Annotated in this window: 19 protein-coding genes; 5 read left to right on the forward strand and 14 right to left on the reverse strand. The window is 68.1% G+C overall.

All coding sequences use genetic code 11. The annotated features are described in order from the left end of the window. Positions 1 to 72: 72 nt before the first annotated feature. Genes PG2T_RS00780 through PG2T_RS00790 form a run of 3 tightly spaced genes read left to right on the forward strand, consistent with a single transcriptional unit; the run spans position 73 to position 3,721 of the window. On the forward strand, positions 73 to 1,842 hold the full coding sequence (locus tag PG2T_RS00780; RefSeq protein WP_068802385.1) for a CocE/NonD family hydrolase: 1,770 nt from the start codon (positions 73 to 75) through the stop codon (positions 1,840 to 1,842). Positions 1,843 to 1,872: 30 nt separating this feature from the next. Continuing rightward, on the forward strand, positions 1,873 to 3,186 hold the full coding sequence (locus PG2T_RS00785) for an aromatic ring-hydroxylating oxygenase subunit alpha (protein ID WP_068802386.1): 1,314 nt from the start codon (positions 1,873 to 1,875) through the stop codon (positions 3,184 to 3,186). Positions 3,187 to 3,223: 37 nt separating this feature from the next. Next, positions 3,224 to 3,721, forward strand: a complete 498-nt coding sequence (locus tag PG2T_RS00790) for an aromatic-ring-hydroxylating dioxygenase subunit beta (RefSeq protein ID WP_068802387.1) — start codon at positions 3,224 to 3,226, stop codon at positions 3,719 to 3,721. Positions 3,722 to 3,775: 54 nt separating this feature from the next. On the opposite strand, the gene purT is transcribed toward PG2T_RS00790, so the two are convergent. The 6 genes from purT to PG2T_RS00820 form a co-directional block, all read right to left on the reverse strand. Beyond that, the gene (purT, locus tag PG2T_RS00795; protein WP_068802388.1) at positions 3,776 to 4,972 is read right to left on the reverse strand and encodes a formate-dependent phosphoribosylglycinamide formyltransferase; all 1,197 of its coding nucleotides are present in this window, start codon (positions 4,970 to 4,972) and stop codon (positions 3,776 to 3,778) included. A 183-nt stretch (positions 4,973 to 5,155) separates the two neighbouring features. Continuing rightward, complete coding sequence (locus tag PG2T_RS00800) at positions 5,156 to 5,893, reverse strand: RES family NAD+ phosphorylase (protein WP_068802389.1); 738 nt, start codon at positions 5,891 to 5,893, stop codon at positions 5,156 to 5,158. Beyond that, the gene (locus PG2T_RS00805; protein ID WP_068802390.1) at positions 5,853 to 6,233 is read right to left on the reverse strand and encodes an antitoxin Xre/MbcA/ParS toxin-binding domain-containing protein; all 381 of its coding nucleotides are present in this window, start codon (positions 6,231 to 6,233) and stop codon (positions 5,853 to 5,855) included. The genes PG2T_RS00800 and PG2T_RS00805 overlap by 41 nt, the downstream gene beginning before the upstream one ends. A 67-nt stretch (positions 6,234 to 6,300) precedes the next feature. After that, a complete protein-coding gene (locus PG2T_RS00810) occupies positions 6,301 to 7,482 on the reverse strand; it encodes a CaiB/BaiF CoA transferase family protein (RefSeq protein ID WP_068802391.1) in 1,182 nt (393 codons plus the stop codon). Next, entirely contained in the window at positions 7,479 to 9,107 is a 1,629-nt protein-coding gene (locus PG2T_RS00815) for an acyl-CoA dehydrogenase family protein (RefSeq protein WP_068802392.1), read from the reverse strand. Before PG2T_RS00815 ends, PG2T_RS00810 begins: the two co-directional genes overlap by 4 nt. Positions 9,108 to 9,224: 117 nt before the next feature. After that, a complete protein-coding gene (locus PG2T_RS00820; protein WP_068802393.1) occupies positions 9,225 to 10,376 on the reverse strand; it encodes a 3-deoxy-7-phosphoheptulonate synthase in 1,152 nt (383 codons plus the stop codon). Positions 10,377 to 10,866: 490 nt separating this feature from the next. Between PG2T_RS00820 and PG2T_RS00825 the strand changes: the two genes are divergently transcribed. Beyond that, entirely contained in the window at positions 10,867 to 11,874 is a 1,008-nt protein-coding gene (locus PG2T_RS00825; protein ID WP_158513112.1) for a GGDEF domain-containing protein, read from the forward strand. 69 nt (positions 11,875 to 11,943) lie between these two features. Here the strand turns inward: PG2T_RS00825 and PG2T_RS00830 are convergent, their stop codons facing one another. Beyond that, positions 11,944 to 12,993 carry a tetratricopeptide repeat protein gene (locus PG2T_RS00830; protein WP_068802395.1) on the reverse strand — a complete coding sequence of 350 codons (1,050 nt, stop codon included), beginning with the start codon at positions 12,991 to 12,993 and terminating at the stop codon, positions 11,944 to 11,946. Positions 12,994 to 13,059: 66 nt separating this feature from the next. Between PG2T_RS00830 and hrpA the strand changes: the two genes are divergently transcribed. Further along, positions 13,060 to 16,980, forward strand: a complete 3,921-nt coding sequence (gene hrpA, locus PG2T_RS00835) for an ATP-dependent RNA helicase HrpA (RefSeq protein WP_075968114.1) — start codon at positions 13,060 to 13,062, stop codon at positions 16,978 to 16,980. Between the two features lie 211 nt (positions 16,981 to 17,191). On the opposite strand, the gene PG2T_RS00840 is transcribed toward hrpA, so the two are convergent. From PG2T_RS00840 to PG2T_RS00870, 7 genes are all read right to left on the reverse strand, one after another. Then, positions 17,192 to 17,809, reverse strand: a complete 618-nt coding sequence (locus PG2T_RS00840; protein WP_068802396.1) for a cysteine hydrolase family protein — start codon at positions 17,807 to 17,809, stop codon at positions 17,192 to 17,194. 61 nt (positions 17,810 to 17,870) lie between these two features. Continuing rightward, a complete protein-coding gene (locus PG2T_RS00845; protein WP_068807495.1) occupies positions 17,871 to 18,200 on the reverse strand; it encodes a hypothetical protein in 330 nt (109 codons plus the stop codon). Continuing rightward, positions 18,197 to 19,396 carry an aromatic ring-hydroxylating oxygenase subunit alpha gene (locus PG2T_RS00850; RefSeq protein ID WP_068802397.1) on the reverse strand — a complete coding sequence of 400 codons (1,200 nt, stop codon included), beginning with the start codon at positions 19,394 to 19,396 and terminating at the stop codon, positions 18,197 to 18,199. The genes PG2T_RS00845 and PG2T_RS00850 overlap by 4 nt, the downstream gene beginning before the upstream one ends. Positions 19,397 to 19,487: 91 nt before the next feature. Next, on the reverse strand, positions 19,488 to 21,059 hold the full coding sequence (locus tag PG2T_RS00855) for a class I adenylate-forming enzyme family protein (RefSeq protein WP_068802398.1): 1,572 nt from the start codon (positions 21,057 to 21,059) through the stop codon (positions 19,488 to 19,490). A gap of 49 nt (positions 21,060 to 21,108) precedes the next feature. Then, entirely contained in the window at positions 21,109 to 21,528 is a 420-nt protein-coding gene (locus PG2T_RS00860) for a Zn-ribbon domain-containing OB-fold protein (protein ID WP_068802399.1), read from the reverse strand. Between the two features lie 10 nt (positions 21,529 to 21,538). Next, positions 21,539 to 22,714 carry a thiolase family protein gene (locus PG2T_RS00865; protein ID WP_068802400.1) on the reverse strand — a complete coding sequence of 392 codons (1,176 nt, stop codon included), beginning with the start codon at positions 22,712 to 22,714 and terminating at the stop codon, positions 21,539 to 21,541. Positions 22,715 to 22,865: 151 nt separating this feature from the next. Next, positions 22,866 to 23,375 (reverse strand): aromatic-ring-hydroxylating dioxygenase subunit beta, encoded by a 510-nt coding sequence (locus tag PG2T_RS00870; RefSeq protein WP_068802401.1) that lies wholly within the window; start codon positions 23,373 to 23,375, stop codon positions 22,866 to 22,868. Positions 23,376 to 23,379 lie beyond the last annotated feature (4 nt).

Genomic DNA, 23,379 nt, shown 5'->3' on the forward strand with positions numbered 1-23,379 from the left:
TGCCGGACGCGGGGGTGGCATCATGTGCGCGAGCCCACCGGGCCCACAAAAAATCAGGAGGAGACCACGACGATGACGGACGCCGAACTCGAACGCGCCCTGGCGGCAGTCGACCTGCCCCGCCCTGGCTACTGGCAGGCGCAGTACCTGAAAAACGTCGAGCAGCTGTCGAAGCCGCAGTACACGATGATCGTCGAGCGCGACGTGCCGCTGCAGATGCGCGACGGCGTGACGCTGCGCGCGGACGTGTTCCGCCCGGACGCGCCGGGCAAGTTCCCGGGCCTGCTGGCGCTGTCGGCCTACGGCAAGGACTGCCAGTCGGCGCCCATCCCGGCGCAGCCGATCAACTCCTGGGTGTTCGACCACAACGTCGAGGCCGGCGACATCGAGTTCTTTGTCCGGCGCGGCTACGTGTACGTGATCCCGGACGAGCGCGGCCTTGGCAAGTCCGAGGGCGCATGGAACGGCCCGTTCAGCGTGCAGGAACAGGAGGACGGCCACGACATCGTGGAATGGATCGCCGCCCAGCCGTGGTGCAGCGGCAAGGTCGGCATGATGGGCATTTCCTGGTTCGGCATGATCCAGCGCTTCGTGGCCGCCCAACAGCCGCCGCACCTGGCCGCCATCTTTCCCTACGAAGCCGCCAATGATCTGTATGGCGTGGCCTACGAAGGCGGCGTGATCCAGCCGTTCTGGTGGGAGCTGGAGCGCGAGATTCCGGCCCACACCACGGCGTCCGAGTCCGAGAAGCTGTACTCGCCGGAAGAACTCGAAGCGCGCGTCAACGCCATCGCGGCGACCAAGGACATCGCCCTCAACACCAACTACGTGCGCCTGCTGGCGCGGCGCAAGACGGCCTTTTTCGACCAGCTGCTGCACCCCACCAACACCGACTTCTGGGCCCGGCGCCGCTCGCGCGACAAGGTCGGGAAGATCACCGTGCCGGTGTATACGGCCAGCTGCTGGATTCCGTTCTTCAAGCCGTTCATGCAGGCCGTGTGGGACGACATGAACGACCCGACCCTGAACGTGCCCAAGAAGGCCGCCATCTTCGGCCACCACATCCACACCGCCCTGCCCGGCCCGCCGGAGCTCAAATACGAGGCGCTGCGCTGGTACGACCACTGGATGAAGGGCGTCGACACCGGAATCATGGACGAGCCGCCCATTCGGTTGTTCGTGATGGGCACAAACCAATACCGCTTCGAGCACGAATGGCCACTGGCGCGCACGCAGTGGACCCGGCTTTACCTGCGCCCGTTCGGGGCGCTCACGCCGCTGCCCGAACCCACCGACGCGGACCCCGACCCGCTGGTCCATCGCCCGCCGATCATCTCCACCGAGCGCAACTCGGTGCGCTATTCGACGCCGCCGATGAGCGCGCCGATGGAAGTCACCGGACCTGTGGTGCTGAACCTGCACGCGGCGCTGGATCAGCCGGATGCGACGTTCATTGCCAAACTGTGGGCGGTCGGACCCGGCGACGCGCGTTTCCCGCTGTGCCGCGGCGTGCTCAAGGCCTCACACCGGGCGCTGGATGCCGAAAAATCCACGCCCTGGAATCCGGTGCAGACCCATGTCGACCCGCAGCCGGTGGTGCCGGGCGAGGTGAACGAGTACTCGATCGGCTTCCCGTCGATCTCCTACGTGTTCCGGCCCGGCGAGCGCATGGAGCTCGAAATCAGCACCTGCGACCCGATCGACATCCCCTGGCACCACCGCATGAACGTGATGGGCCCCCTGCCCAGCATGACGCTGACCTACTACAAGCTGTACCGCGACAAGGACCACGCCTCGCACCTGCTGGTGCCGGTGATTCCGATCGGCGCACCGCACGGCTGAACGTACCCGCTCACGCCAGGGAGGCCAACCATGCTGATGCGCAGCAACGAACCGGACTGGGACACGCTGGTCGACGAACCCAGCGCACGCGTCAGCCGCAGCGTGTTCGTGGACGAGGCCATCCACGCGCTGGAGATCGAACGCATCTTCAACCGCTGCTGGCTGTTCCTGGGGCACGAGTCGGAAATCCCAAACCCCGGCGACTACGTCACCCGCCGCATGGCGGACGACCATGTGATCGTCATGCGGGGCCCGGATGGCCGCGTGCGGGTGTTCCTGAATGCGTGCGCGCACCGCGGGGTGAAAGTCTGCCGTGCGGATTCCGGCCATGCCAAACAGCTCATCTGCCCCTACCACGGCTGGACCTACGACACCGCAGGGCAATTGCTGACCACGGGCTTCGACGACTTCTACGCCGGCAAACTCGACAAGGCCGGCAGTGGCCTGAAGCAGGTCGCGCAGGTCGACACGCACGGCGGGCTGATCTTCGCCACCTTCGACCCGCAGGCGGTGAGCCTGGCCGACTATCTGGGCGACGCGCGCTTCTATCTGGACACCTACTTCAACCGCACGCCCGGCGGCATGGTGGTGCTGAGCCCACCGCAGCGCTGGGTGGTACAGGCCAACTGGAAGATGGGCGCGCTCAACTTCGGCACCGACAACCAGCACCTGTACCCCACGCATCTGGGGCCGACGGCCATGGAGCTGGTCGGCGTGCCGACGGCAGCCGTGATGGCCGGGCTGGGTGCCAGCCACCAGCTCAGCCTGGCCGGCGGTCACGGCACGGTCAGCACAGTGGTGCCGGAACAGCACGTCGTGCCCTACTGCGGCCTGAATCCGGACCTGATCCCCCTGTACGAGAAAACGCTGAACCCGGCCCAACTGGACCTGCTGCGGCGCAACGTGGTCACCGTGGGCAATGTGTTCCCGCACCTGGCCTGGATTCAGCCGGCGCTGGACGTGGAGCGCAATGGCAAGGTCGTGGCCAGCGGCACGCTGCGCGTGTGGCAGCCGCTGGGGCCATACGCCATGGAACTGACCTCGTGGTACCTGGCCGAGCGTGAAGCCTCCGACGAATGGAAGCAAAAGGTGCTCGAAGCGGGCGTGCGCGGCTTTGGCATGAGCGGCGTGTTCGAGGAAGACGACGTCGACGTGTGGTCCTCGGTCACGCAGGTGTGCCGCGGCCGGCAGGCGCGCGCCGGCCAGGCCAGCTTCGAAACTGCGCTCAATTTCGCGCCGGTGGATGATTTCACCGGTCCTGGCACGGCTTATTTCCCGATGCTGCCGGAGTGCGAGCAGTTCAACTTCATGAAGCACTGGAAAGGGTTGATGCGCACGCCCTGAGCGCGCTCCACCACCTCATCTGAAGGAAGAAACTGCCGTGGACGAGCGCCTGTTTGCCCGGATTTACGAACACCTGATGGATGAAGCCGCGCTGCTGGACGCGCGCCAGTACCTGGAATGGCACGCCACGCTGGATCCGGACATCCGTTACAGCGCCTACGCCAACCTGGTGCGCATGCAGGGCGAGGAAGGCCCTACCGGGGCGCCGCTGTTCCTGGAGAACCACGCCAGCCTGCGCACGCGCTGCGAGCAGCTGACCACGCCCGGCTTCAGTGTGTCGGACAATCCGCCGGCCGCCACGCGGCATTTCGTGACCAACGTGCGCCTGCGCCCGGCCGAGGCGCCCGGCACCTGCCGGGTGGACAGCAACGTGCTGATCTACCGCACGCGCGGCACGGACCTGGCGCCGTTTTTCCTGTCCGCGGCGCGCCAGGACGAGTTTGCCGACACGTCGCAGGGGCTGCGCCTGAGGCGCCGGCTGGTGCATTGCGACGACGCCGTCATCGGCAGTCGCAGCTTGAGCTTCTTCATATAGCCGATTGATTTATAAAACAAATCATCCGGCTCCAATCCGATCGGCGACCCGGCATCAGGGTGCCACCGGCCGCACCCGCGCCGCGGCATCACGCGCCCGCTGACGGGCGAGCTCCACGTCCGCGGCGCGCGCCAGGGCTACGCCCATGCGGCGACGGGCGTGCGACTCGGGCTTGCCGAACAGGCGAATGTCGGTGCCGGGGATGCGCAGCGCCTCGTCGACGCCGGCATAGCCGATGCCGACCGCATCCAGCTGGCCATAGATGACGGCGCTGGCGGCCGGGCTGGTCATCTCCACGTCCACCGGCAGGCCCAGAATGGCGCGCGCGTGCAGCTCGAACTCCGACAGCCGCTGGCTGGCCAGGGTCACCAGGCCGGTGTCGTGCGGGCGCGGGCTGACCTCGCTGAACCACACCGCGTCGCCGCGCACGAACAGTTCCACGCCAAAAATGCCGCGCCCGCCCAGCGCCTGCGTGATGCGCCCGGCGATGTCCTGTGCCCGGGCAAAGGCGGTCTCGCTCATGAGCTGCGGCTGCCAGCTTTCCACGTAATCGCCGTGCACCTGGCGGTGGCCGATCGGCGCGCAGTAGTGGGTTTCGGTATCGCCGTATACGCCCAGGCTGCGCACCGTCAGCAGCGTGATCTCGTAGTCGAACGCAATCTGCTCCTCGACGATCAGGCGCGCCTGGCGCACCCGGCCGGCGTCGAGCGCGTGCTGCCAGGCCCGTTCCAGTTCCGCAGCCTCATGGACCCGCGACTGGCCCTTGCCGGACGAGGACATGACCGGCTTCACGAAACAGGGGAACCCGATCTCGGCCGCCGCAACGCGCAGTTGCTCCAGGCTGTCCACGAAGGCGTAGCGCGAGGTCGGCAGGCCCAGTTCCTCGGCGGCCAGGCGGCGGATGCCTTCGCGGTTCATGGTCAGCTGCGCGGCGCGGGCGGTGGGGATGACCTCGGCCAGGCCGTCGGCTTCGATCTGCAGCAGCATGTCGGTGGCGATGGCCTCGATTTCCGGCACGATGATGGCCGGCTGCTCGCGCTCGATCAGCGCCCGCAGCGCGGCGCCGTCGGTCATCTCGATCACATGCGCGCGGTGCGCCACCTGCTGGCCGGGCGCGTTCGGGTAGCGGTCCACCGCGATGGTCTCCACGCCCAGGCGCTGCAGGGCGATGATGACTTCCTTGCCGAGCTCGCCGGCGCCCAGCAGCATGACGCGGGTGGCATTGGCGGCAAGCGGGGTGCCGATCAGCATGGCAATATCCGGGCAGATGATTGGTTGGGCATTGTCTCAGCCGGCATCGGTATAGGGACACTCAACGGCTGCAAACCACTGTAGGAGCCCGGCTGTGCCGGGCGATCAGCCGATCAATCGCGCAGCGAAGCTGCGCTCCTACATGTTTTCTCGATGGCTGGCGCTGAAAAATCCAGACCGGATTCATTCGGCGTCTCCATAGAGAAACTCCCAGCGCTCGGCGTGCAGTTCGCGCTCCCACACCACCCGCGCCGGCGGCAGCAGGGTCAGCTGCCAGGTCTGGTGCGTGTTGCGGTACGGCTGCGCCACCTGACGAAACGGCGCCGGCGTGAGCAGGGCCAGGCACACGCCATCCGCCAGCCGCGCCGAGCCGTAGCGGATCAGGTCGATGCCCGCCGCGCGCGCCTGTGCGGCCAGCGCCTGGCTGGCGGTGTAGTCATGCGGATGGGCCAGCGCCGCCCGCGCATCAGCGAATGCGACCGTGGTCAGGTCAAGTGCCCCGTCGGACGCGGCATGAAATTCAAACAGCGTGAGCGACACCGTAGCGGACTCGTCGGCCAGGTCCGCGCTGTCCAGAAAAAACCGCAGTCGCCAGTAACCCGCTTCGGCGCAGGCCGTCGGCCGGTCCTGCGCACCGTAGAACACGCCAGGATCGGTGCGCCCCCGGAAACGCGAGCCGCCAACCGGCGGGCGGTAACGAAACGGCGTCGCCAGCAGCCAGTGCAGGTCGCCGGTCGCGCCCACCGTCGGCGGCTTGGCGGCGTCGAGGATGTCCTCCAGCAGGCGCTGGTCTTCCAGATTGCCGCGCGCCAGGCGCAGCGTGGCCACCTGATGCTGCGCCTCCACCGCCCGCCAGCCGCTGCCGGCCCAGCGCCCGGCCTCAGACGCGAGCGCGGTGGGCGTCCAGGTATTCGCAGGCATGCAGCAGGCCATCCACGCGCTTGATGGCGTCGATTGGCCGGGCATTTTCGAAAGCCAGATTGGCACTGCGCAGCCAGCGGCTGGCCAGCGCGTCGTCGCCGCCGACCATGGCCGACAGCGAGCGGTACAGGCGCACCAGATGGGCCGCCAGCTCGAAGGGCTTGCTGCCGGGCGTCAGCTGGTAGGCGCCGTGCAGCAGGCGCGAGGCGGTCGGCTGGCTGACGCCGATGATGGCCTTCAGCTCGCTCGGGCCGACGCTGAGCCGGTCGGCCGTTTCGACAAGGGCCTGGGTCAGTACCCGGCCAGTGTTGGACACCGTGGCGGCGAGAGCCTGGGGCATGGGGCATTCTCAGTAGGCGATCGAGCGAGAATATATTCTCAAGAATAAATTATCGCAAGATAAATCATCAGGAATGCCGATCCGCGCCCAAGCCGGCCAATACTTCCGCCGTGTGCTCGCCAAGCCGCGGCGCCCGGCCGCGCACTGCGCCCGGCGTGGCCGACAGATGCACCGGCACACCGGCGATGGTGACCGGCGTGGCGCTGCCCGGCTGCTCTACCTGTACCAGCATGTCGCGTGCGGCGAAGTGCGGGTCGGCAAAGATTTCGGCCGCGTTCTGCACCGGCCCGAACGGCACCCGCCCGCCGAACAGCGCCTTCAGTTCCGCCTTGCTGCGCTGGCTGGTGAAACCCTCGATCAGGGTCGTGACCTCGCCGCGGCGGGCCAGACGCGCCGCATTGGTGGCCCAGCCGGGGTCGGTCGCCAGTTCCGGGCGGCCGATGGCAGCGGCCAGTTCCACCCAGAACTTGTCGGTCGGACAGCCGATCGCCACCCAGCCGTCGGCGGCGCGAAACAGCCCGAACGGACACAGCAGCGGGTGGCCGTTGCCCTCCGGGCCGGCCACCTCGCCGGCGTAGCTGTACTGATGCACCAGCCGCTCGCACAGGGCCAGCACACCGTCGATCATGGAAATGTCCAGGAACTGCCCCTGCCCGCTGCGCTCGGCATGGCGCACGGCGGCCAGGATGCCGAAGGCCAGCATCAGCGCCGGCACGGTGTCGCCCACGCCGGGGCCGACCTTCAGCGGTTGGTTGGCGCTGGGACCGGTGATGCCCATGATGCCGCCCATGGCCTGCGCCACCACGTCGAAGGCCGGCCAGTCGTTGTACGGACTCTCGCCGCTGCGCGGGTCGCCGAAGCCGCGAATCGCGCCGTAGACCAGGCGCGGGTTGATCCTTGCCAGCGCCTCGAAGCCCAGACCGAGGCGCTCCATGACGCCGGCGCGGTAGTTCTCGACCAGCACGTCGGCGCTGGCCACCAGCTTCAGGAAAGCCGCTCGCCCGGCGGGGTCTTTCAGATCCAGCACCACGCTTTTCTTGCCGCGGTTGATGCTCTGGAAATAGCCGCCGAAGGCGCGCTCCGTGTCATCGGCCCGAAACGGCGCAAAGCGGCGCGCCGGATCGCCCTCCGGCGGCTCGATCTTGATGACTTCCGCGCCGTGGTCGGCCAGCATTTGGGTGCAAAACGGTCCTGCCAGCACCTGCGACAGGTCCAGCACGCGCAGCCCGGCCAGGGCTCCCGGACTCACGCGCCACCGCCGAGCAGCTGACGACCGATAACCTTCAGTTCCAGAATCGGCTCCACGCCCTCGAAGATCGGCAGCACCAGCGCATCGGCCACCAAGCGGGCGATCAGGAATTCCTCCGCATAGCCCCAGCCGCCGTGCAGCAGCTGCGCGCGCTGCGAGACCTCCACCGCCACGCGGCAGGCGAACAGCTTGGCCATGGCCGCCAGTAGGCCGGCGTCGGCGGCACCCGCGTCCATGGCGCGGGCCGCCGCGTGGCTGAGCTGGCGCGCCGCCTCGGTGCGCAGCGCCATCCAGCCCAGCTCATAGGCGGTGCTCTGAAACTCGCCGATCGGCCGGCCGAATTGCCGCCGCTGCTGCGCGTACTGCCCGGCCGCCAGCAGACTGGCCTGGGCAAGGCCGGTGGCCCGACCGGCAGTTTGCAAGCGCCCGGCCGCGAAACCGGCCATCTGGTAATAAAAGCCCCGACCGGCCTCCCCCACCAGTCGGTCGCCGGGCACGAACCAGCGCTCGAACTGCAGTGTGAACGAGTGCATGCCCCGATACCCTGGCGTGCGGTCGGCCTTGCCGCTGAGCCGCCCGCCGCCCGGCTGCGTCAGGTCGATCTGGTGCCCCAGGCAGCGCTGCTTCTCGACGATGAACAGCGACAGCCCGCGGTGGCCAGCGGCCGGATCGGGATCCGTGCGCGCCAGCAGCGCCAGCACGTCGGCGCGACCGGCAAAGGTGCTCCAGGCCTTGGCGCCGTCGATCGACCATCCGGCCACGCCGTCCTGCACCGCGGGTGTCGCCCGGCAGCGCAGCGCGGCCACGTCGGAGCCGGTATCGGGCTCAGTCACCGCCACGCCGACCATCAGCTCGCCGCGCGCCACCGGCCCCAGCCAGCGCTGTTTCTGGGCCTCGCTGCCGCCGGCCAGCAGCGCCTTGGCCAGCACCTCCGGGCGCGTGATCAGGCTGCCGGCGGCCGGCAGCGAGGCCACCGACAGCTCCTCGGTGGCCACCACCATGGCCAGGTTGCTCATCCCGGTGCCGCCGTATTCGGCCGGAATGGACATGCCGAAAAAGCCCAGCTCGGCCATGCCGCCGATCAGTTCCTCCGGCACCAGCAGGTCGTCCAGGTGAATGCGCTGGGCAAGCGGCGCCACGCGCTCGACGGCGAAACGGCGGGCGCCATCGCGCAGCGCCAGCGTGAGCTCGGCGTCCTCGCCGTGGATGGCGCCGTGATTGACGAAGCCGTGGCCGGCGGCGCGCTCGGCCAGCGCGCGAAACCGGCTTTCGGACAGCGCGGACGCCAATGCAGGCCGCGCGCCGGCCGGCAAGGCGGCGTCGCTATCGGCCGCCGCCAGCCCGAAATCGGCGCCGTGGCGCTCGATCGCGTGCAGCGCTTCGAGTGCGAAATCGGCGGCGAACAGGTCCGCCATCTGGCGCGCCGATGGATCCTCGTCGGCCCATTCGGCCAGCGCCTGGGCGGCCTTCAGTCGCGCTTCGAGGTTGGCATAACGGCGCACCGCCACCTGATGGCCGTCGATGTCGCGCCCGCCGGCGGTGCGCTGCACCAGTTGATCGCGCACCTGCGTGAGCGCCGCCGCTGCCCCCCGCAGCGCCGTTAGCCCCAGTTCGCCTGCCGTCATGTCGTCTCCCGGTGAACGCCGTTCGTCGCGTCATCCGCCACAGCTGCGGCAACGCCAGTTGCGGCCGGGATTATCGACGAGCCAACAGGGCATTCGCGCCCGCCGGGCGCGCCGCCCTCAGGATTCCGTGTCGGCGAGCGCCGTTTCCTGCACCGGCAGCCGGGCGCGTTCATGTGCCGCGCGGCGTTTCAGGTACGCCTCGCGGGCGATCTGCATGTCCTCGACGAACAGCGGCAGCTCCTCCAGCGTCAGCGCCTGCGGGCCATCCACCAGCGCCTTGGCCGGCGCCGGGTGGAAGTCCACCAGCACCAGATTGGCGCCGGCAATCACGCCCTGCGCGGCGGCATGGTGGATGTCCTCGATACCGTCCGGTCCAACATCGCGGCGGCCGACCGAGTGTGACGGGTCGACGCCCACCGGCATGCGCGTGAGGCGCTTGACCACCGGCACGTGCGCGAAATCGACCAAGTTGCGGTGCGGGTCGCCCAGGCTGGTCTTGACCCCGCGCAGGCAGAACACGACCCGCTGGTTGCCTTCGCTGGCCAGGTACTCGGCGGCGTTCAGCGATTCTTCCAGCGAGATGCCGAAACCGCGCTTGAGCAGCACCGGGAATTCGTGTTGGCGGCCGATGGCCTTGAGCAGCTCGAAGTTCTGCGTGTTGCGCGTGCCGACCTGCAGCATGACGCCGGTCGGCTGGCCCACGGCGGACAGCGCATCGTTGATTTCCTGGATGTGCTTCTCGTGGGTGATTTCCATGGCGATCACCCGCACGCCGTGGCGGCCGGCCGACTCGAACACGAACGGCAGACAGGCCGCGCCGTGGCCCTGGAAGGCATACGGGCTGGTGCGCGGCTTGTAGGCCCCCATGCGCGCGCAGCGCAGGCCCTGCACGGCCAGCGCGGCGAAGGTGCGATCCACATGCTCGCGGTTGTCCACGGCGCACAGGCCCGGGAACAACTCGAAGCTGTCCTGGCTGAACGTAACGCCGTTGTACTCGAAGCCGCTCGGCCGGAAGTCGTCCTGATGGCGGCCGACAATCCGGTACTCGCGCGACACGCGCACCACCTGCTCCACGCCGGGCAGATCGGCGATTTCCTCCCGGTCCAGGGTGGCGGTATCGCCGATCAGGTAAAGCTCAGTCAGGGTCTGCTGCGCGCCCTTTATCTCCTGCGCGCGCACGCTGACGCCGGGCCGCCGGGACAGGTACTCCATGATGGAGACGAACGCCGGCGTGCCGGCATGGACGTGTTCTTGCAGGATCAGAATCATGGCGCATCTCGGCAGCGGAAACCGGCCGCCATACTAGGACAAGTCCGGGCCGGCACCTTGACCCAAGGGACAAGCCCGGCGAGCGACTTGCATAGGCATCCACCTGAGCCGCCTAAAGTTCCCGCCCTGTCTGGCGATACACAATCCAGCAGCCGAACCGGGCTGCCCAGAGCATCGGTCATCGCCTATGAAAAACTCCGTCGACGACACACTGGAACCGCTTCTGCGACAAATCGTGCCGCAGCTGTGCGAGTTGGCTGCGGCCTGCAATCCCGGCCTTGCCGCAGCGCTGGCAGATCTGCGCGAGGCAGCCACCACCGATCACATCGGCACAGCCCTGCAAGAGGCATTTTCGAAATTGTCACAGTCAGTAAAGCCGGGCGTGCTGGCACCGAGCAATAAGCCGGGCCCTGTCCCAGGAAACAAAAACGAATCTCCACTGAACACCCGCGAGGGTCAACTGATCCGGAGCGTTCTGCAGCATGTGCTGGTGCCGGCGCCCCTGGAGCCGCTGGCGCAGGATATCGAGCGCGCGCTGGGCAGGCCGACCGATGAAACCGGTCGCCAGAAACTTGCCGCCCAACTGATCCACCTGCTGGTGGAGTCCAAGGCCCATGCGCAACGGCGCCAGGCCGAGCTTCAGGAATTCCTCAAGGCCACCGTCGGCCGCCTGGTGCAACTCGAGACGGCCCTCAACGAAGCGCACAGCCTGAATCGCCAGGCCGGCGCAGAGGCCCTGCAGACGCGGCAGATCACCGAAGCGCAATTCCTGCAGCTGCGCAGCGTGTCGTCGGAAACGGACGACCTGGACCGGCTCAAGTCCTTTATCGGCGAGCGCCTGGACCATCTGCAGGATCACCTGCGTCAGCAGGACCAGGCTGGCGACGGCCACCAGCGCCGACTGGAGGACCACCTCGGCCAGCTCAGCCAGCAGGTCGCGCAATTGAGTGCGGAAACCATCACCCTGCGCAGCCGGCTGGATGTCACCACCGAAGAGGCCCTGCGCGATCCGTTGACCGGCGCCTACAACCGGCTTGCCTACGACCGCAGGGCGGCACTGGAAGTCGCCCGCTGGCGCAGTGACGGCGGCAACCTGTCGATGATCGTCTGCGACATCGACCACTTCAAACGCATCAACGACACCTTCGGGCACACCGCCGGCGACAAGGTGCTCAAGGAAGTGGTGCGCCTGCTACAGGACCAGTTGCGCTCGTCGGATTTCGTGGCCCGTTACGGCGGCGAGGAATTCGTGGTGATCCTCAACGGCGCCGCCGAGGACGCCGCCCTGCAGATCGCCGAGAAACTGCGCCGCACCATCAAGTCCGCGCCGTTTCGCAGTCGCGGCGAGCGGGTGCCGGTCACCATCTCCTGTGGCGTGGCCACCTTTAACAGCGAGGACACATTGGAAACGGTCTTCGAGCGCACCGATGCGGCCCTGTATGCCGCCAAGGCCCAGGGGCGGGATCGCTGCATACACTCTGGCAAGAAAGCCGCCTGAGGCAATGCCGGACAGGTCACCGGGTCTACCGGTAGCCCTGCACCGGCCTCGCCGACCGTTGCACGGGCATCAAAAGGCCGGCGCCAGTCCGGCCTTCAGCGCAGCGTTCCATTCCCGCACCAGGCCCTCGCCACGGGCCACTTCCTCGTTGCCCAGCTGCGGGCGCAGCAGATCGAGCGCTTTCTTCGCATTGGCGTTGTCGCGCGCCGCCGCCAGCGTGAACAGCGCGTAGGCGCGCACCGGGTCGGCCGGCACGCCCAGGCCGTTGTAGACCATGAAGCCGAGGTTGTTCAGGGCAAAGGCATCCCCCTTGGCGGCCGCCCGGCGATACCAGTGGACGGACTGGACATCGTCCCGCATCACGCCCTCGCCCAGGTGGTACATACGCCCCAGGTTGAAGGCGGCCAGCGGGTCGTCCTGTTCGGCCGCCTTGCGGTACCAGTCGGCGGCGGCCTTCAGATCGGCTGCCATGCCGGCCCCGACATAGGCCATCACGCCCAGGTTGTACTGCGCCTCACGGTGCCCTTGCGCCGCAGCGGCACTGAACCAGCGCAGGGCCGTCGCGTCGTTGGCCTCGACGCCGATGCCCTCGTAGTACATCTGTCCGAGCGTGTACTGCGCGCCGGCGTGACCGGCGTCGGCGGCCTTGCGGTACCAGGCCAGCGCCTGCGCCGCGTCGGGCGAAACGCCCAAACCCTGGTCATAGAGCACGCCAAGGTTGTAGGCCGCTGACGGCACGCTGGCTGCCGCCTGCTCGAACTGGCCCCGGGCGAGGCCGTAATCGCGCGCCACGCCGCGGCCGTTCACCGTCAGCACGCCCAGGTTGTAAGCGGCCTGGGCATGGCCCTGCGCGGCGGCGGCGGCGAACCACTTCGCCGCCGCCGCATCGTCGCGTGCCACGCCGTCGCCGTGCGCGTACATCAGCCCGAGCGCGTACTGCGCCCCGGCGTCGCCGGCCTTGGCGGCGGCGGTCTGGGCCTCGACCGAAATGGCGGGCGCAGCGTCCGCGGCCGGCGTCGCCGTGGCCTCCAGACCGGCCGCGGCAGCGCCGGCGCAACCCAGGCAAAGGACCGACAGCAGCAGGTGGCGAACGAGCAAATGCGGCGTGTTCAGGAGCACAGATGCGGCTTCATGGGGGCTTGGGGGCGCTATGGTACGCTGCCCGGGCAACCTGTCACCGCACCCGTGAACCGCCCAGAACCCCCGCCTGACGCCGACTCGGCCTTGCTGTCATCCGGCGTGCAGACACTGGCAGCGCAGGTCGAAGACGCCTTGCTGGCCGACCGACCCGCGCTTGCGAAACGCCTCGCCGCGCTGCAGCGGCGGCTCGCCGGCGGGCAGCCCGCCGATCGGCTGCAGGCTGAGGTCGCCGCCCAGCTCGCCCGCTCCGCGGCGGTGGTCAGCGCGCGGCGGGCCGCACGGCCGGCAAGCGTCACGTTCCCGCCCGAGCTGCCGATAACCGCCCATCTGCCGGAAATCACCGCCGCCCTGCAGGCGCATCAGGTGATCGTGGTCTGCGGCGAGACCGGCTCGGGCAAGACCACGCAGCTGGCCAAGCTGTGCCTGCATCTGGGCCGTGGCGTGCATGGCCGCATCGGCCACACCCAGCCGCGGCGCATCGCCGCCCGCGCGGTGGCGGCGCGTCTGGCGGTGGAACTGGCCGCGCCGCGTGCAGTCGGCTACAGCGTGCGCTTCGACGACACGGTCGCCGACGGCGCCGCCATCCAGGTGCTGACCGACGGCCTGCTGCTGGCGCACGCGCAGTCCGATCCGCAGCTGCTGGCCTACGACACGCTGATCATCGACGAGGCGCACGAGCGCAGCCTGAACATCGATTTTCTGCTCGGCTACCTGCACCGCCTGTTGCCGCAGCGGCCGGACCTGCGCCTGATCATCACCTCGGCCACCATCGACCCGCAGCGCTTTGCGCAGCACTTCGGCGGCGCGCCGATCATCGAGGTATCCGGCCGCGGTCATCCGGTCGAGGTGCGCTACCGCCCGCTGCTCACGCCGGACCCCGACCAGGCCGACCGCACGCTGGTGGAGGGCATCGTGGCCGCCGTCGCGGAATTGCAGGGCGAAGGCCCGGGTGATGTGCTGGTGTTCCTGCCCGGCGAGCGGGAGATCCGCGACGCCACCGAGGCGCTGCGCGCGCACGGCACCGCCGGCCTGGAACTGCTGCCGCTGTACGCTCGTCTGTCGCGCGCCGAGCAGGACCGGGTGTTCGCGCCCTCCAAACAGCGCCGCGTGGTGCTGGCCACCAACGTGGCCGAGACCTCGCTGACCGTGCCCGGCATTCGCTACGTGGTCGACAGCGGCCTGGCGCGTGTCAGCCGCTATGGCGCCCGCAGCCATGTGCAGCGTCTGGGCATCGAGAAAATCTCCCAGGCCGCCGCCGATCAGCGCGCCGGGCGCTGCGGCCGGCTCGGCCCCGGCGTGTGCATCCGCCTGTATGCGCAGGACGATTACGCCAACCGCAATCCCTATACCGATCCGGAAATCCACCGCGCCAGCCTGGCCAGCGTGGTGCTGCGCATGCAGGCCTTGCAGTTGGGCGAGGCGGCGGATTTTCCGTTCCTGGACCCGCCGCAGCGGCGCCACCTGCGGGCCGCGCAGCAAGCCCTGTTCGAGTTGGGCGCGGTGGACAGTGCCGGGGTGCTGACCGGCGTCGGTCGGCAACTGGCGCGCTTTGCGCTCGATCCGGCGCTCGGCCGCATGCTGATCGAGGCCGGCCGAACCGGCGCGCTGCACGAAGTGCTGATCATCACCGCCGCGCTGACCGTGCCGGACGTGCGCGAGCGCCCGCTCGACGCCCGCGAGCACGCCGACCAGGTGCACCGGCAGTTTGCCGACGCGCGCTCGGATTTCCTCGGCTTGCTCAACATCTATCGGGCCTTCGAGCAGGAAGCCCGCCACCGCTCGCAGGCCAAGCTGCGCCTGTGGTGCCGCGAGCATTTTTTGTCCTACCTGCGCCTTCGCGAATGGCGAGACATCGCCGGGCAACTCACGGAGCTGGCCAACGGCATGGGCCTGCGCGGCTCCAGCCTCGGCGCCGACTACGACGCCATCCACCGCGCGCTGCTGGCGGGCCTGCTCGGACGCATCGCCCGGCGCCAGGACGGCCCGCGCGGCGAATCCCGGCGGGCGCGCCTGTCCCGCGGCCTGGAGGGCGCGCGCGGCGCGCAAATGTGGGTATTCCCCGGCTCGGCCTTGGCCAAAAAACCGCCGCGCTGGCTGATGGCCGCCGAGCTGGTGGAAACCGGTCGCCTGTATGCGCGCACCGTGGCCGCCATCGAGCCGCACTGGGTGGAGGCCGCCGCCGCACATTTGCTGCGCCGCGACTACAGCGAGCCGCAGTGGGATGTCGCCAGCCGGCGCCCGGTGGCCTTCGAGCGGGTGACGCTGTTTGGCCTGACCTTGGCCAGCCGGCGACGCATTGCCTATGGCCCAATCGATCCGGCCCACGCGCGGGCCATCTTCATTCGCGAGGGCGTGATCGACGGCGCGCTGGATGCCGCGTGCCCGGCGCTGGCCGCCAATCGCCGCCTGCTGGGGGAGCTTGAAACGCTACAGGCCAAGGCGCGCCGGCCATTGCTGATCGACGAAGACGCCCTGTTCGCGCTGTACGACGCGCGCTTGCCGCCGGATGTCTGGGACGGGCACCGCTTCGACCACTGGTTGCGCCGGCAGGCGCCCGATGCGCTGCGCCTGTCCGCCGAGCAGTTGTTGATCGACCGCGCCGATGCGATCACGCCTCAGGATTTTCCTGATCGCCTGGCGGCCGGCGGCGCGCTGCTGCCGCTGCGTTACCGCTTCGAGCCCGGCCACGACGACGACGGCATCACCGTGCGCCTGCCGCGCGCACTGCTGCAGCGGATCGACGCCCATGTCTTCGACTGGCTGATTCCCGGCTGGCTGCCCGAAAAATGCGCGGCGCTGATCCGCAGCCTGCCCGGCGCGCTGCGCCGCCAGTTCGTGCCGGCACCGGACTACGCCGGTCAGGCGCTGGCGCGATTGAAACCGGGCACAGGTCCGCTGCTGCCGGCGCTGGCAGGTGCGCTGTCCGATCTCGCCGGGGCGCCCTGCCCACCGGAGGCTTTCGACCCCGACCGCCTGGACCGGCACCTGCGCCTGCGTTTCGAAATCGTGGATGAGCACGGCACGGCGCTGGCCACCGGCCGGGACTGGTCGCAGCTGCAGGCCCGTTTCGGTCAGACTCGGACACCCGTCGCAACCGCCGGCCGCCCCCACCCGCTGGAGCGCAGCGGTATCACCGACTGGGATTTCGGCGCCCTGCCGCGGCAGGTGACCACGCCCGGCCCCGGCGGCGCGCTGCTGCTGCGCTGGCCGGCTCTGGTCGATACGGGTGACGATTGCGCGGTGCGTCTGTTCGACGACGAGGCCGCCGCCGCGGTAGCGCATCGCGGCGGCGTGCGTGCCCTGCTGACGCGCGCCCTGGCCGACCGGCTGCCGACGCCGGACACGCTGGCGCCGGCGGCAGCGCTTTACCGGCGCCTGGGTACCCCAACCCAGCTGCTGCGCGACCTGCAGCGGGCGATCATCGACAGCGCCTGGGATGATCCAAACGCACCACGCGACGGCGCCGAATTCGCCGTGCTGGTCGCTGCACTGCAACCTCTGCTGGCTCCCACGTCGGACAGGCTCACCAAGTCCGTCACCGATACCCTGCGCGCCTGGCGGGACATCGAGCGCCGACTCGACCACGCCACCACGCTGGCGCTGCTTGAAGTGGCCGCCGACCTGCGCGACCAGCTCGGGCGTTTGATTTACAGCGGCTTTGTCGAAAAAACGCCGCCGCCGTGGCTGGCCGAACTGCCGCGCTACCTGAACGCCGCGGCAACGCGCCTGGAGCGCGCGCAGCGCGATCCGGCTTGCGAGCGCGCCGATCGCCAGGCCTTGCTGCCGCTGTGGCAGGCGTTCTGGCACGCCTACCCGCCCCACGCCGACAATCCGGCCTGGATTGAGCTGCGCTGGCTGCTGGAGGAATTGCGGGTCGCACTGTTTGCGCCGCATCTGGGGACGACGCAGCCAGTATCCGTCGCCCGGCTGCAGCGACTCTTCGATGTGGCAAAAGCCGGCGCTTAGCAAAACGCTGAACAAGTCCATCCCGGATTTCTCGGCGCCCGCAACCCGAAACCCTTGTGGGAGCGCAGCTTCGCTGCGCGATGATCGCCCGGCACAGCCGGGCTCCCACAGTTCTCTGTTCAGCGCTTCCATGACACGCAGGCCGGCCGCACAAACAAAAACCCCGCCTGCGCCATTGCGCAGACGGGGTTCCAATTCAGACGGTTATCGCTTACTTCTGAATGGCCGCGATGAATTCGTCCGCCTTGCACAGGTCGGCAAGATAGGTCAGCGAGGTCTGGATGGCCGCGTCGTGGGCTTCCTTGCTGCCGGCGCAGACGCAGTCTTCGATGACGATGCAGTTGTAGCCCTTGTCCACGGCGCTCCAGGTGGTGCCTTCCACCACGAAGGTGGTGGCCACACCGATCATGGCGATGTCGGTGATGCCGTTCTTCTTGAGTACCTCGTCCAGGTTCGAGCCGACGAAGGCGCTGATCATGGATTTCTTGACGATTTCGTCGCCCGGCTTGGGCGCCACGTCGTCGTGAATCTGCGCCCCCCAGGTGCCCGGCACCAGGGTCGGACCACCGGCGCCCAACATGCGGAAAAACGCCCCGCGCGTGGGCATCGGCGCCGCGTCAGGCCCGAACTCCACCATCACATGGATGACCTTCATGCCGGCCTGGCGGGCGGCATCCAGCAGCTTGGCGCTGCGCGGCAGGATGCCGGTTTCCTGCACCATCTTGGCGAAACCGGCCGCCTGCGCCAGGGGGGCATCCGGATGGATGATGTCGTTCTGGAAATCCATCGACAGGACAGCGGTCTTCTTCACGTCGATTTCGATGGGCATCTATTGGCTTCCTTCGGTTGATTGACGGGTGGATGCGACGTACCGGCCTGGCAGCACCGCCTCAGAAATGCACCTCGAAGCGGCTGGGCTCGAAGCCGTCCGGCACGGTCGGCGAGTGCAGCAGCTCCACTGACGGCGACACTTCCACGAACACCAGCGCCAGGAGCATCAGGTTGGCCTCGGCCGGCGGAAGATCGTTGATCGGGAACTGATCCAGATGCGCGATCATCGGCTCGATGCGCGGCAGCAGCGCGTCGTACACGCGCTGGATTTCGGGCAGTGGCGTGCCGATGCGCTTGCTGTGCCGCCCGCGTTCGGTCGGCAGCGCCCAGTCGGCCAGCCAGGCCAGGTCCCGATAAGCCTCGGGCAGGGCAAAGCCGGTCTCGCTCATGGCCGGTTCACCCATTCCTGCACCGTGTGCAGCTGATGGCGCACGGCAATTTCCATCTCACTGACCGGCAGGTGCTTGAGCACACCCGAACCCATCGCCTTCTGGGCGAATTCGAGCGTGCTCAGGTCCTCGTACAGGATGTCGCGCAGCAGCACCTTGGTATGTTCCTGGGCGAATTTCTGGCCCGCCGTTTCGGCGTCGAGCTGGTAGATGTTCATCTCCCAGGTCGACTCGTCCACCGACACCGGCCAGAAGTTGTAGGTGAAGTACCAGCCCGGCCCGACGTCGATGAAGAAGTTCGGGAACAACACGTTGATGTCGAACCACCAGTTGGCGGACTTGTCCGGATTCAGGCCCGGCAGGTCGACCATGTCGCCGGGCGCGAAGCTCATGCCGTATTTCCAGGCCAGGGTTTCCGAGGGCGTCGGCGTGTGGTTCGGGTTCACCCACACGGAACCGGAATGATGCGGGCCGTAAATGCGCGCAGAGCTGAGCAGGCCATAGGGGTTTTCCTGCCCGGCGCAGGCGTCGGGCACCGTGTGCCGGTGCACCATCATCACGTGGTAGGCCTCGTGGAAGGCGTCGATGAAGGTCTTCCAGTTCGCCTTCACCCGCGCGCTGTAGCGGGCGATGTGGTTGAAGCGGGCGAACGGATAGTCGTCCAGCTGCGTGGCCATGCCGCCCAGGAACTCGCGCAGGCCGACCTTGGGCTCCGGTTCCCAGTGCACGAAGATGAAGCCGTTCCAGGTGTCGGTGGCCACCGGCCGCAGGCCGTACTCGGCGCGATCCAGATTGGCAAAGTATTCCTCGCCCGGCAGGCCCTTGAGGCGCCCGTCCAGGTCAAACGTCCAGCCGTGGAAGTTGCAGATGAAGCCCTGCGCGTTGCCCTTGTCACAGATGGCGACCGCCATGCCGCGGTGCGTGCACACATTGTGGAAGCCACGCACTACGCCGTCCTTGCCGCGCACGAGTAGGACCGAGGTCTTGAGCACTTCGATCTGGCGCACCACGTAATCGCCCGCATTGGGCAGTTCTTCGGTGCGCGCGACTTCCAGCCAGGCGCGGCGGAAGATTTTTTCGCGCTCCTTCTCGAAGAATTCGGCCGAGATGTAGGGCTCGACCGGCAGCGGCCCGGTGCCCATATCCGGCATCTGGGTGGTGATCTGGGTATGGAATTTCTCGTCCGGCTTGGTCATGACGTCTCTCTCCGGCATATGGTTGTGCGGACCGCAGCGCATGCGGCCGCCGCGCGACAGCAACGCGAATGGTAAGCGAATTAACGGCCGATCAGTCGACCGCTTTCCAGGGCAGCCGCGCCGGGTTGTCCCTGTACCAGCCCTGGATGTTCTTCTTGAGCACCTTGCCGGTCAGGCCCTTGGGCAGGTCATCGATGATCTCGATGTGCTTGGGCACTTCGTACTTGGCCAGGCGCGGCCGGCAGAAGGCCAGCAGCTCGGCAGCACTGGCGCTCGTGCCTTCCCGCAGGCTGACCGTCGCCACCACCGCCTCGCCCCACTCCGGGTGCGGCGCGCCGATCACCGCCACCTCGCGCACCGCCGGATGCTCGGCCAGCACGGTTTCGACCACGCTCGGGTAGACGTTGGCCGCCCCGGAGATGATCAGGAAATTCTTGCGGTCGGTCAGGTAGAGGTAACCGTCGGCATCCAGCCGGCCCAGATCGTGGGTCTTGAGCCAGCCGTCGACCAGCGTCTGCGCGGTCAGATCGGGCAGGTTCAGATAGCCGCGCATGTTGGTGCTGGCGCGTATCCAGACCTCGCCGACCTCACCCGCCGCAAGCGGCCGCCCGCGCTCGTCGCGAATGGAAAGCTCCATGTGCACGCCGCCGCGACCGCAGGAGGTCAGCAGTTCCGGGCGCTCGGACAGCCCGCGCAGGTGATCGTCGTGATGCAGGAAGCTGACCCAGCCGCCGGTGGTTTCCGTGATGCCATACAACTGCATCAACTCGCAACCGAAGGTATCCATGGTGCGGCGAATCAGCGCCGGGCGCGCCGGCGAAGAACCGTAGGTGACCAGCCGCAGCGAGGACAGGTCGTAACCGCCCCGGTCGTACTCGTCCAGCAGGCGCTGCATCATCAGCGGCACGATGATGGTGGCCGTGACCCGATAGCGACCGACGAACTGCAGAAAGCGCGCGGTATCGAAATCGCCATTGGGCAGCACCACGGTCATGCCGTTCATCAGGTTCATCGAACCCAGCACGAAGGTGATCCAGCCCGAGGCCGTGGGCGGAAACCACACATCCTCGTAGCGCAGGCCGATGCCCAGCACCGTGTAGAGCATCGAATCGCGCATGGCGCCCTGTGTCAGCATCACGCCCTTGGGCAGGCCGGTGGTGCCCGAGGTGTAGCTGAGCGCGATCAGGTCGTCTTGGTCCAGCTCGGTTGGGCGCGGCCTCGCATCCGCGCGGTCGATCAGGGTCTCGTAGTCGTGCTGCAGGCCATGCGCGCCGCCGTAGCCGATCAGAATCCGGCCGTCGGCGCGGATGTCGTCCAGGATCTCGGCCAGCAGCGGCACGCAGTTAGCCTGCACCAGAATCACCCGCGCGTTGCTGTCGCGGATGACGTGCAGCATCTCGCGCGGCGCATAGCGCCAGTTGATGCCGCAGCGCAGCAGGCCGGTCTTGTAGCAGGCGTAGAGGTGCTCGTAGACCTCCAGGTGCTCGTGACTGAGGATGGCGGCCGCGTCGCCTTTTTTCAGGCCAAGGCCCTGCAGGGCGGCGGCGAGGCGGTCCGAGCGGGCATGCACCTGCTGCCAGCTCAGCGCCCGGTCACCGTCGTGATAGGCAATCCTGTCCGGGTAGTGCGTCGCGCAGCGGGCAATGTAATCGCGTGGCAGCATGGCCGCCGTCTCCTGTCGCAGGTCTGGTGGGGGCAGAACGCGGCGAGGATCAGCCGGGCTTGAACTTCAGCAGCGGCAGTCCCTCGCCGACTTTCTCGAACGTGGCCTGCACGGCGCAACCGATGGCCAGCTCGCTATTGGCGATGCCGACCACGTTGGCCAACAGGCGCGGGCCTTCGGCGAGCTCGATCAGGCACACGTTGTACGGGACCATGGCCTCGAAGGCCGGGTCGAAGGTGCGATTCATGACCACGTAGCTGTAGATCTCGCCGCGGCCGCAGGCTTCACGCCACTGCACGCCGGTCGAGCCGCAGTTCTCGCACAGAAAAGCGCCCGGCGCCAGCCAGGTATCGCAGTCCGGGCAGTGCTGGACCATGACCTTGCCGTCGGCCATGGCGTCGAAATGCGGCTGGTTCAGTTCGTTCAGGACCGGCATCGGCCAGCCCTTGATGCGCGTGATGTCGTACATGGCGGCCTCCTTACAGGCTGGCGTGTGGGCTGGTGATCATGCAGGCGTGGTACATCATGCGCCCGCCGTAGGCGGCGGTGAGCACCAGATCGTGCTTGACCTGCCGCTCGCCGGCCGTGCCACGGGCCTGCATCACGCCCTCCGACAGCGGCGTGCCGCCCTGCAGGTAATAGCCGGACAACTGGCCGCCGCCGGTGTTGACCGGGAAGCTGCCGCCCGGCGCCGTCTGGCCGGCCAACGCGAATGCGCCGCCGCCGCCCGGCTCGACGAAGCCGTACTGCTCCAGCTGCAGCAGGATGCAGTAGGTAAAGGCGTCGTAAACCTGCGCGCAGTCGATGTCCTTGGGGCCGACACCGGCCATGGCATAGGCACCCTGCCCGGCCAGCTTGGCACCGATCTCGATCTCGTTCTCGAAGCCGCGCCGGTTGGTCACACCGCGGTGCCCCTGCCCCATGCCGTGGATGTACACCGCCGGCTGTGGGCCGTCGGCGGCACGCTCGGCACTGGTCACGACCACGGCCACGGCACCGTTGACCGGGAACGAGCAATCGAACAGATGAAACGGCTCCACCACGTACGGCGAGTTGTGGTGGTCTTCCATGCTGAGCGGCTTTTTCATCATCGCCAGCGGGTTCTTGAGCGCCCACTGCCGGCAGGCGACTGCCACCGCGCCCAGGTGGTCCTCGGTGAGGCTGTTCTTGTGCATGTAACGGCGCGCCGCCAATGCATAGGCCGCCACCGGCCCGAACAGGCCGGTCGGCGCCTCGCTGCCGAGCTTGCCCATCAGCGGCAGCGGCATGCCAAAGGCCTGCTGGGTGCTGACGCCGGGCACGATCGGCGCGTCCGCGAACACGCACACCACCGCCTTGGCCATGCCCGCCTGCACCGCCAGGGCGGCCTGCTGCACCATCTGCACGCCGGACGAGCCCTCGGCCTCGACCACCGAGCACAGGGTCAGATCCTTCAGGCCCGCGTAGTCCAGCAGATCCATCGGCAGGTCCATCAGCGAGGCCACCGGGCTCTTGTTGATGAGCAGGCCGTCGATGTCGGACTTTTTCAGCCCGGCGTCGGCAATGGCGCGGTGGATGGCGGTGACCGCCAGTTGCCAACCCGGTCCGATGTACTGACGGCTCAGATCCGACATGGCAAAGCCACGGATCGCCGCCAGCGGTTTCTTGCTGGCCATGCGGTTTCTCCTCAAGGTTGTGGGGCAGGCCCGAGTCAGTCCATCCCGGACTTCGCGGGCCCCGAAAACCCGATCGGGGAAACGGGTCTTCTTCTGTCGGGCGAGCCGAAGGAGCTCTCTGGGGCGGAATCCCTACCGCACCGGCAAACCATCAAATCAGAAATGCGAGGTTCGGAATGGCCTCGTCGCCATTGACCAGGACGACCTTCTTGTAGGCCATCTTCAGGCCTTCGTCCGTGCGCCGCAGGCGGTGCGTGGTGCGCCCGGCCCAGATGCGCATGGCGTGTGTGGACTGGACCACCGTCTCGATCAGCATGAAGTTCGAGCCGACCTCGTAGCCGTCGTCGGTGCGGCCGATCTCGACATTGGAAATCAGGCGCCGCATCGGCGAGGCCGGCTCCTGACTGTAACGGTAGCCGGTCAGCAGCTGGCGCACGCGGGTGGCGATACGGGTGCGGTTGTCGTAGATGTGCGACACGTGCGTGTTCGGGTCGTGGCCCTCGGCGCGCGGCACCCAGTACACGCCGTCGTCGGTCCACAGGGCTTCCCAGTCGGCGTAGCGGGACTCGTCGGCCAGGCGCGCTTCCTGATAGATGAAGCCGGTCACTTCGCGCAGTTCGGCTTCACCGAGCGCGGCTTGTTCGAGTGTTGCAGTGCTCATTGCG

Origin of the sequence: Immundisolibacter cernigliae (genome assembly GCF_001697225.1) — a bacterium.
GTDB lineage: Bacteria > Pseudomonadota > Gammaproteobacteria > Immundisolibacterales > Immundisolibacteraceae > Immundisolibacter > Immundisolibacter cernigliae.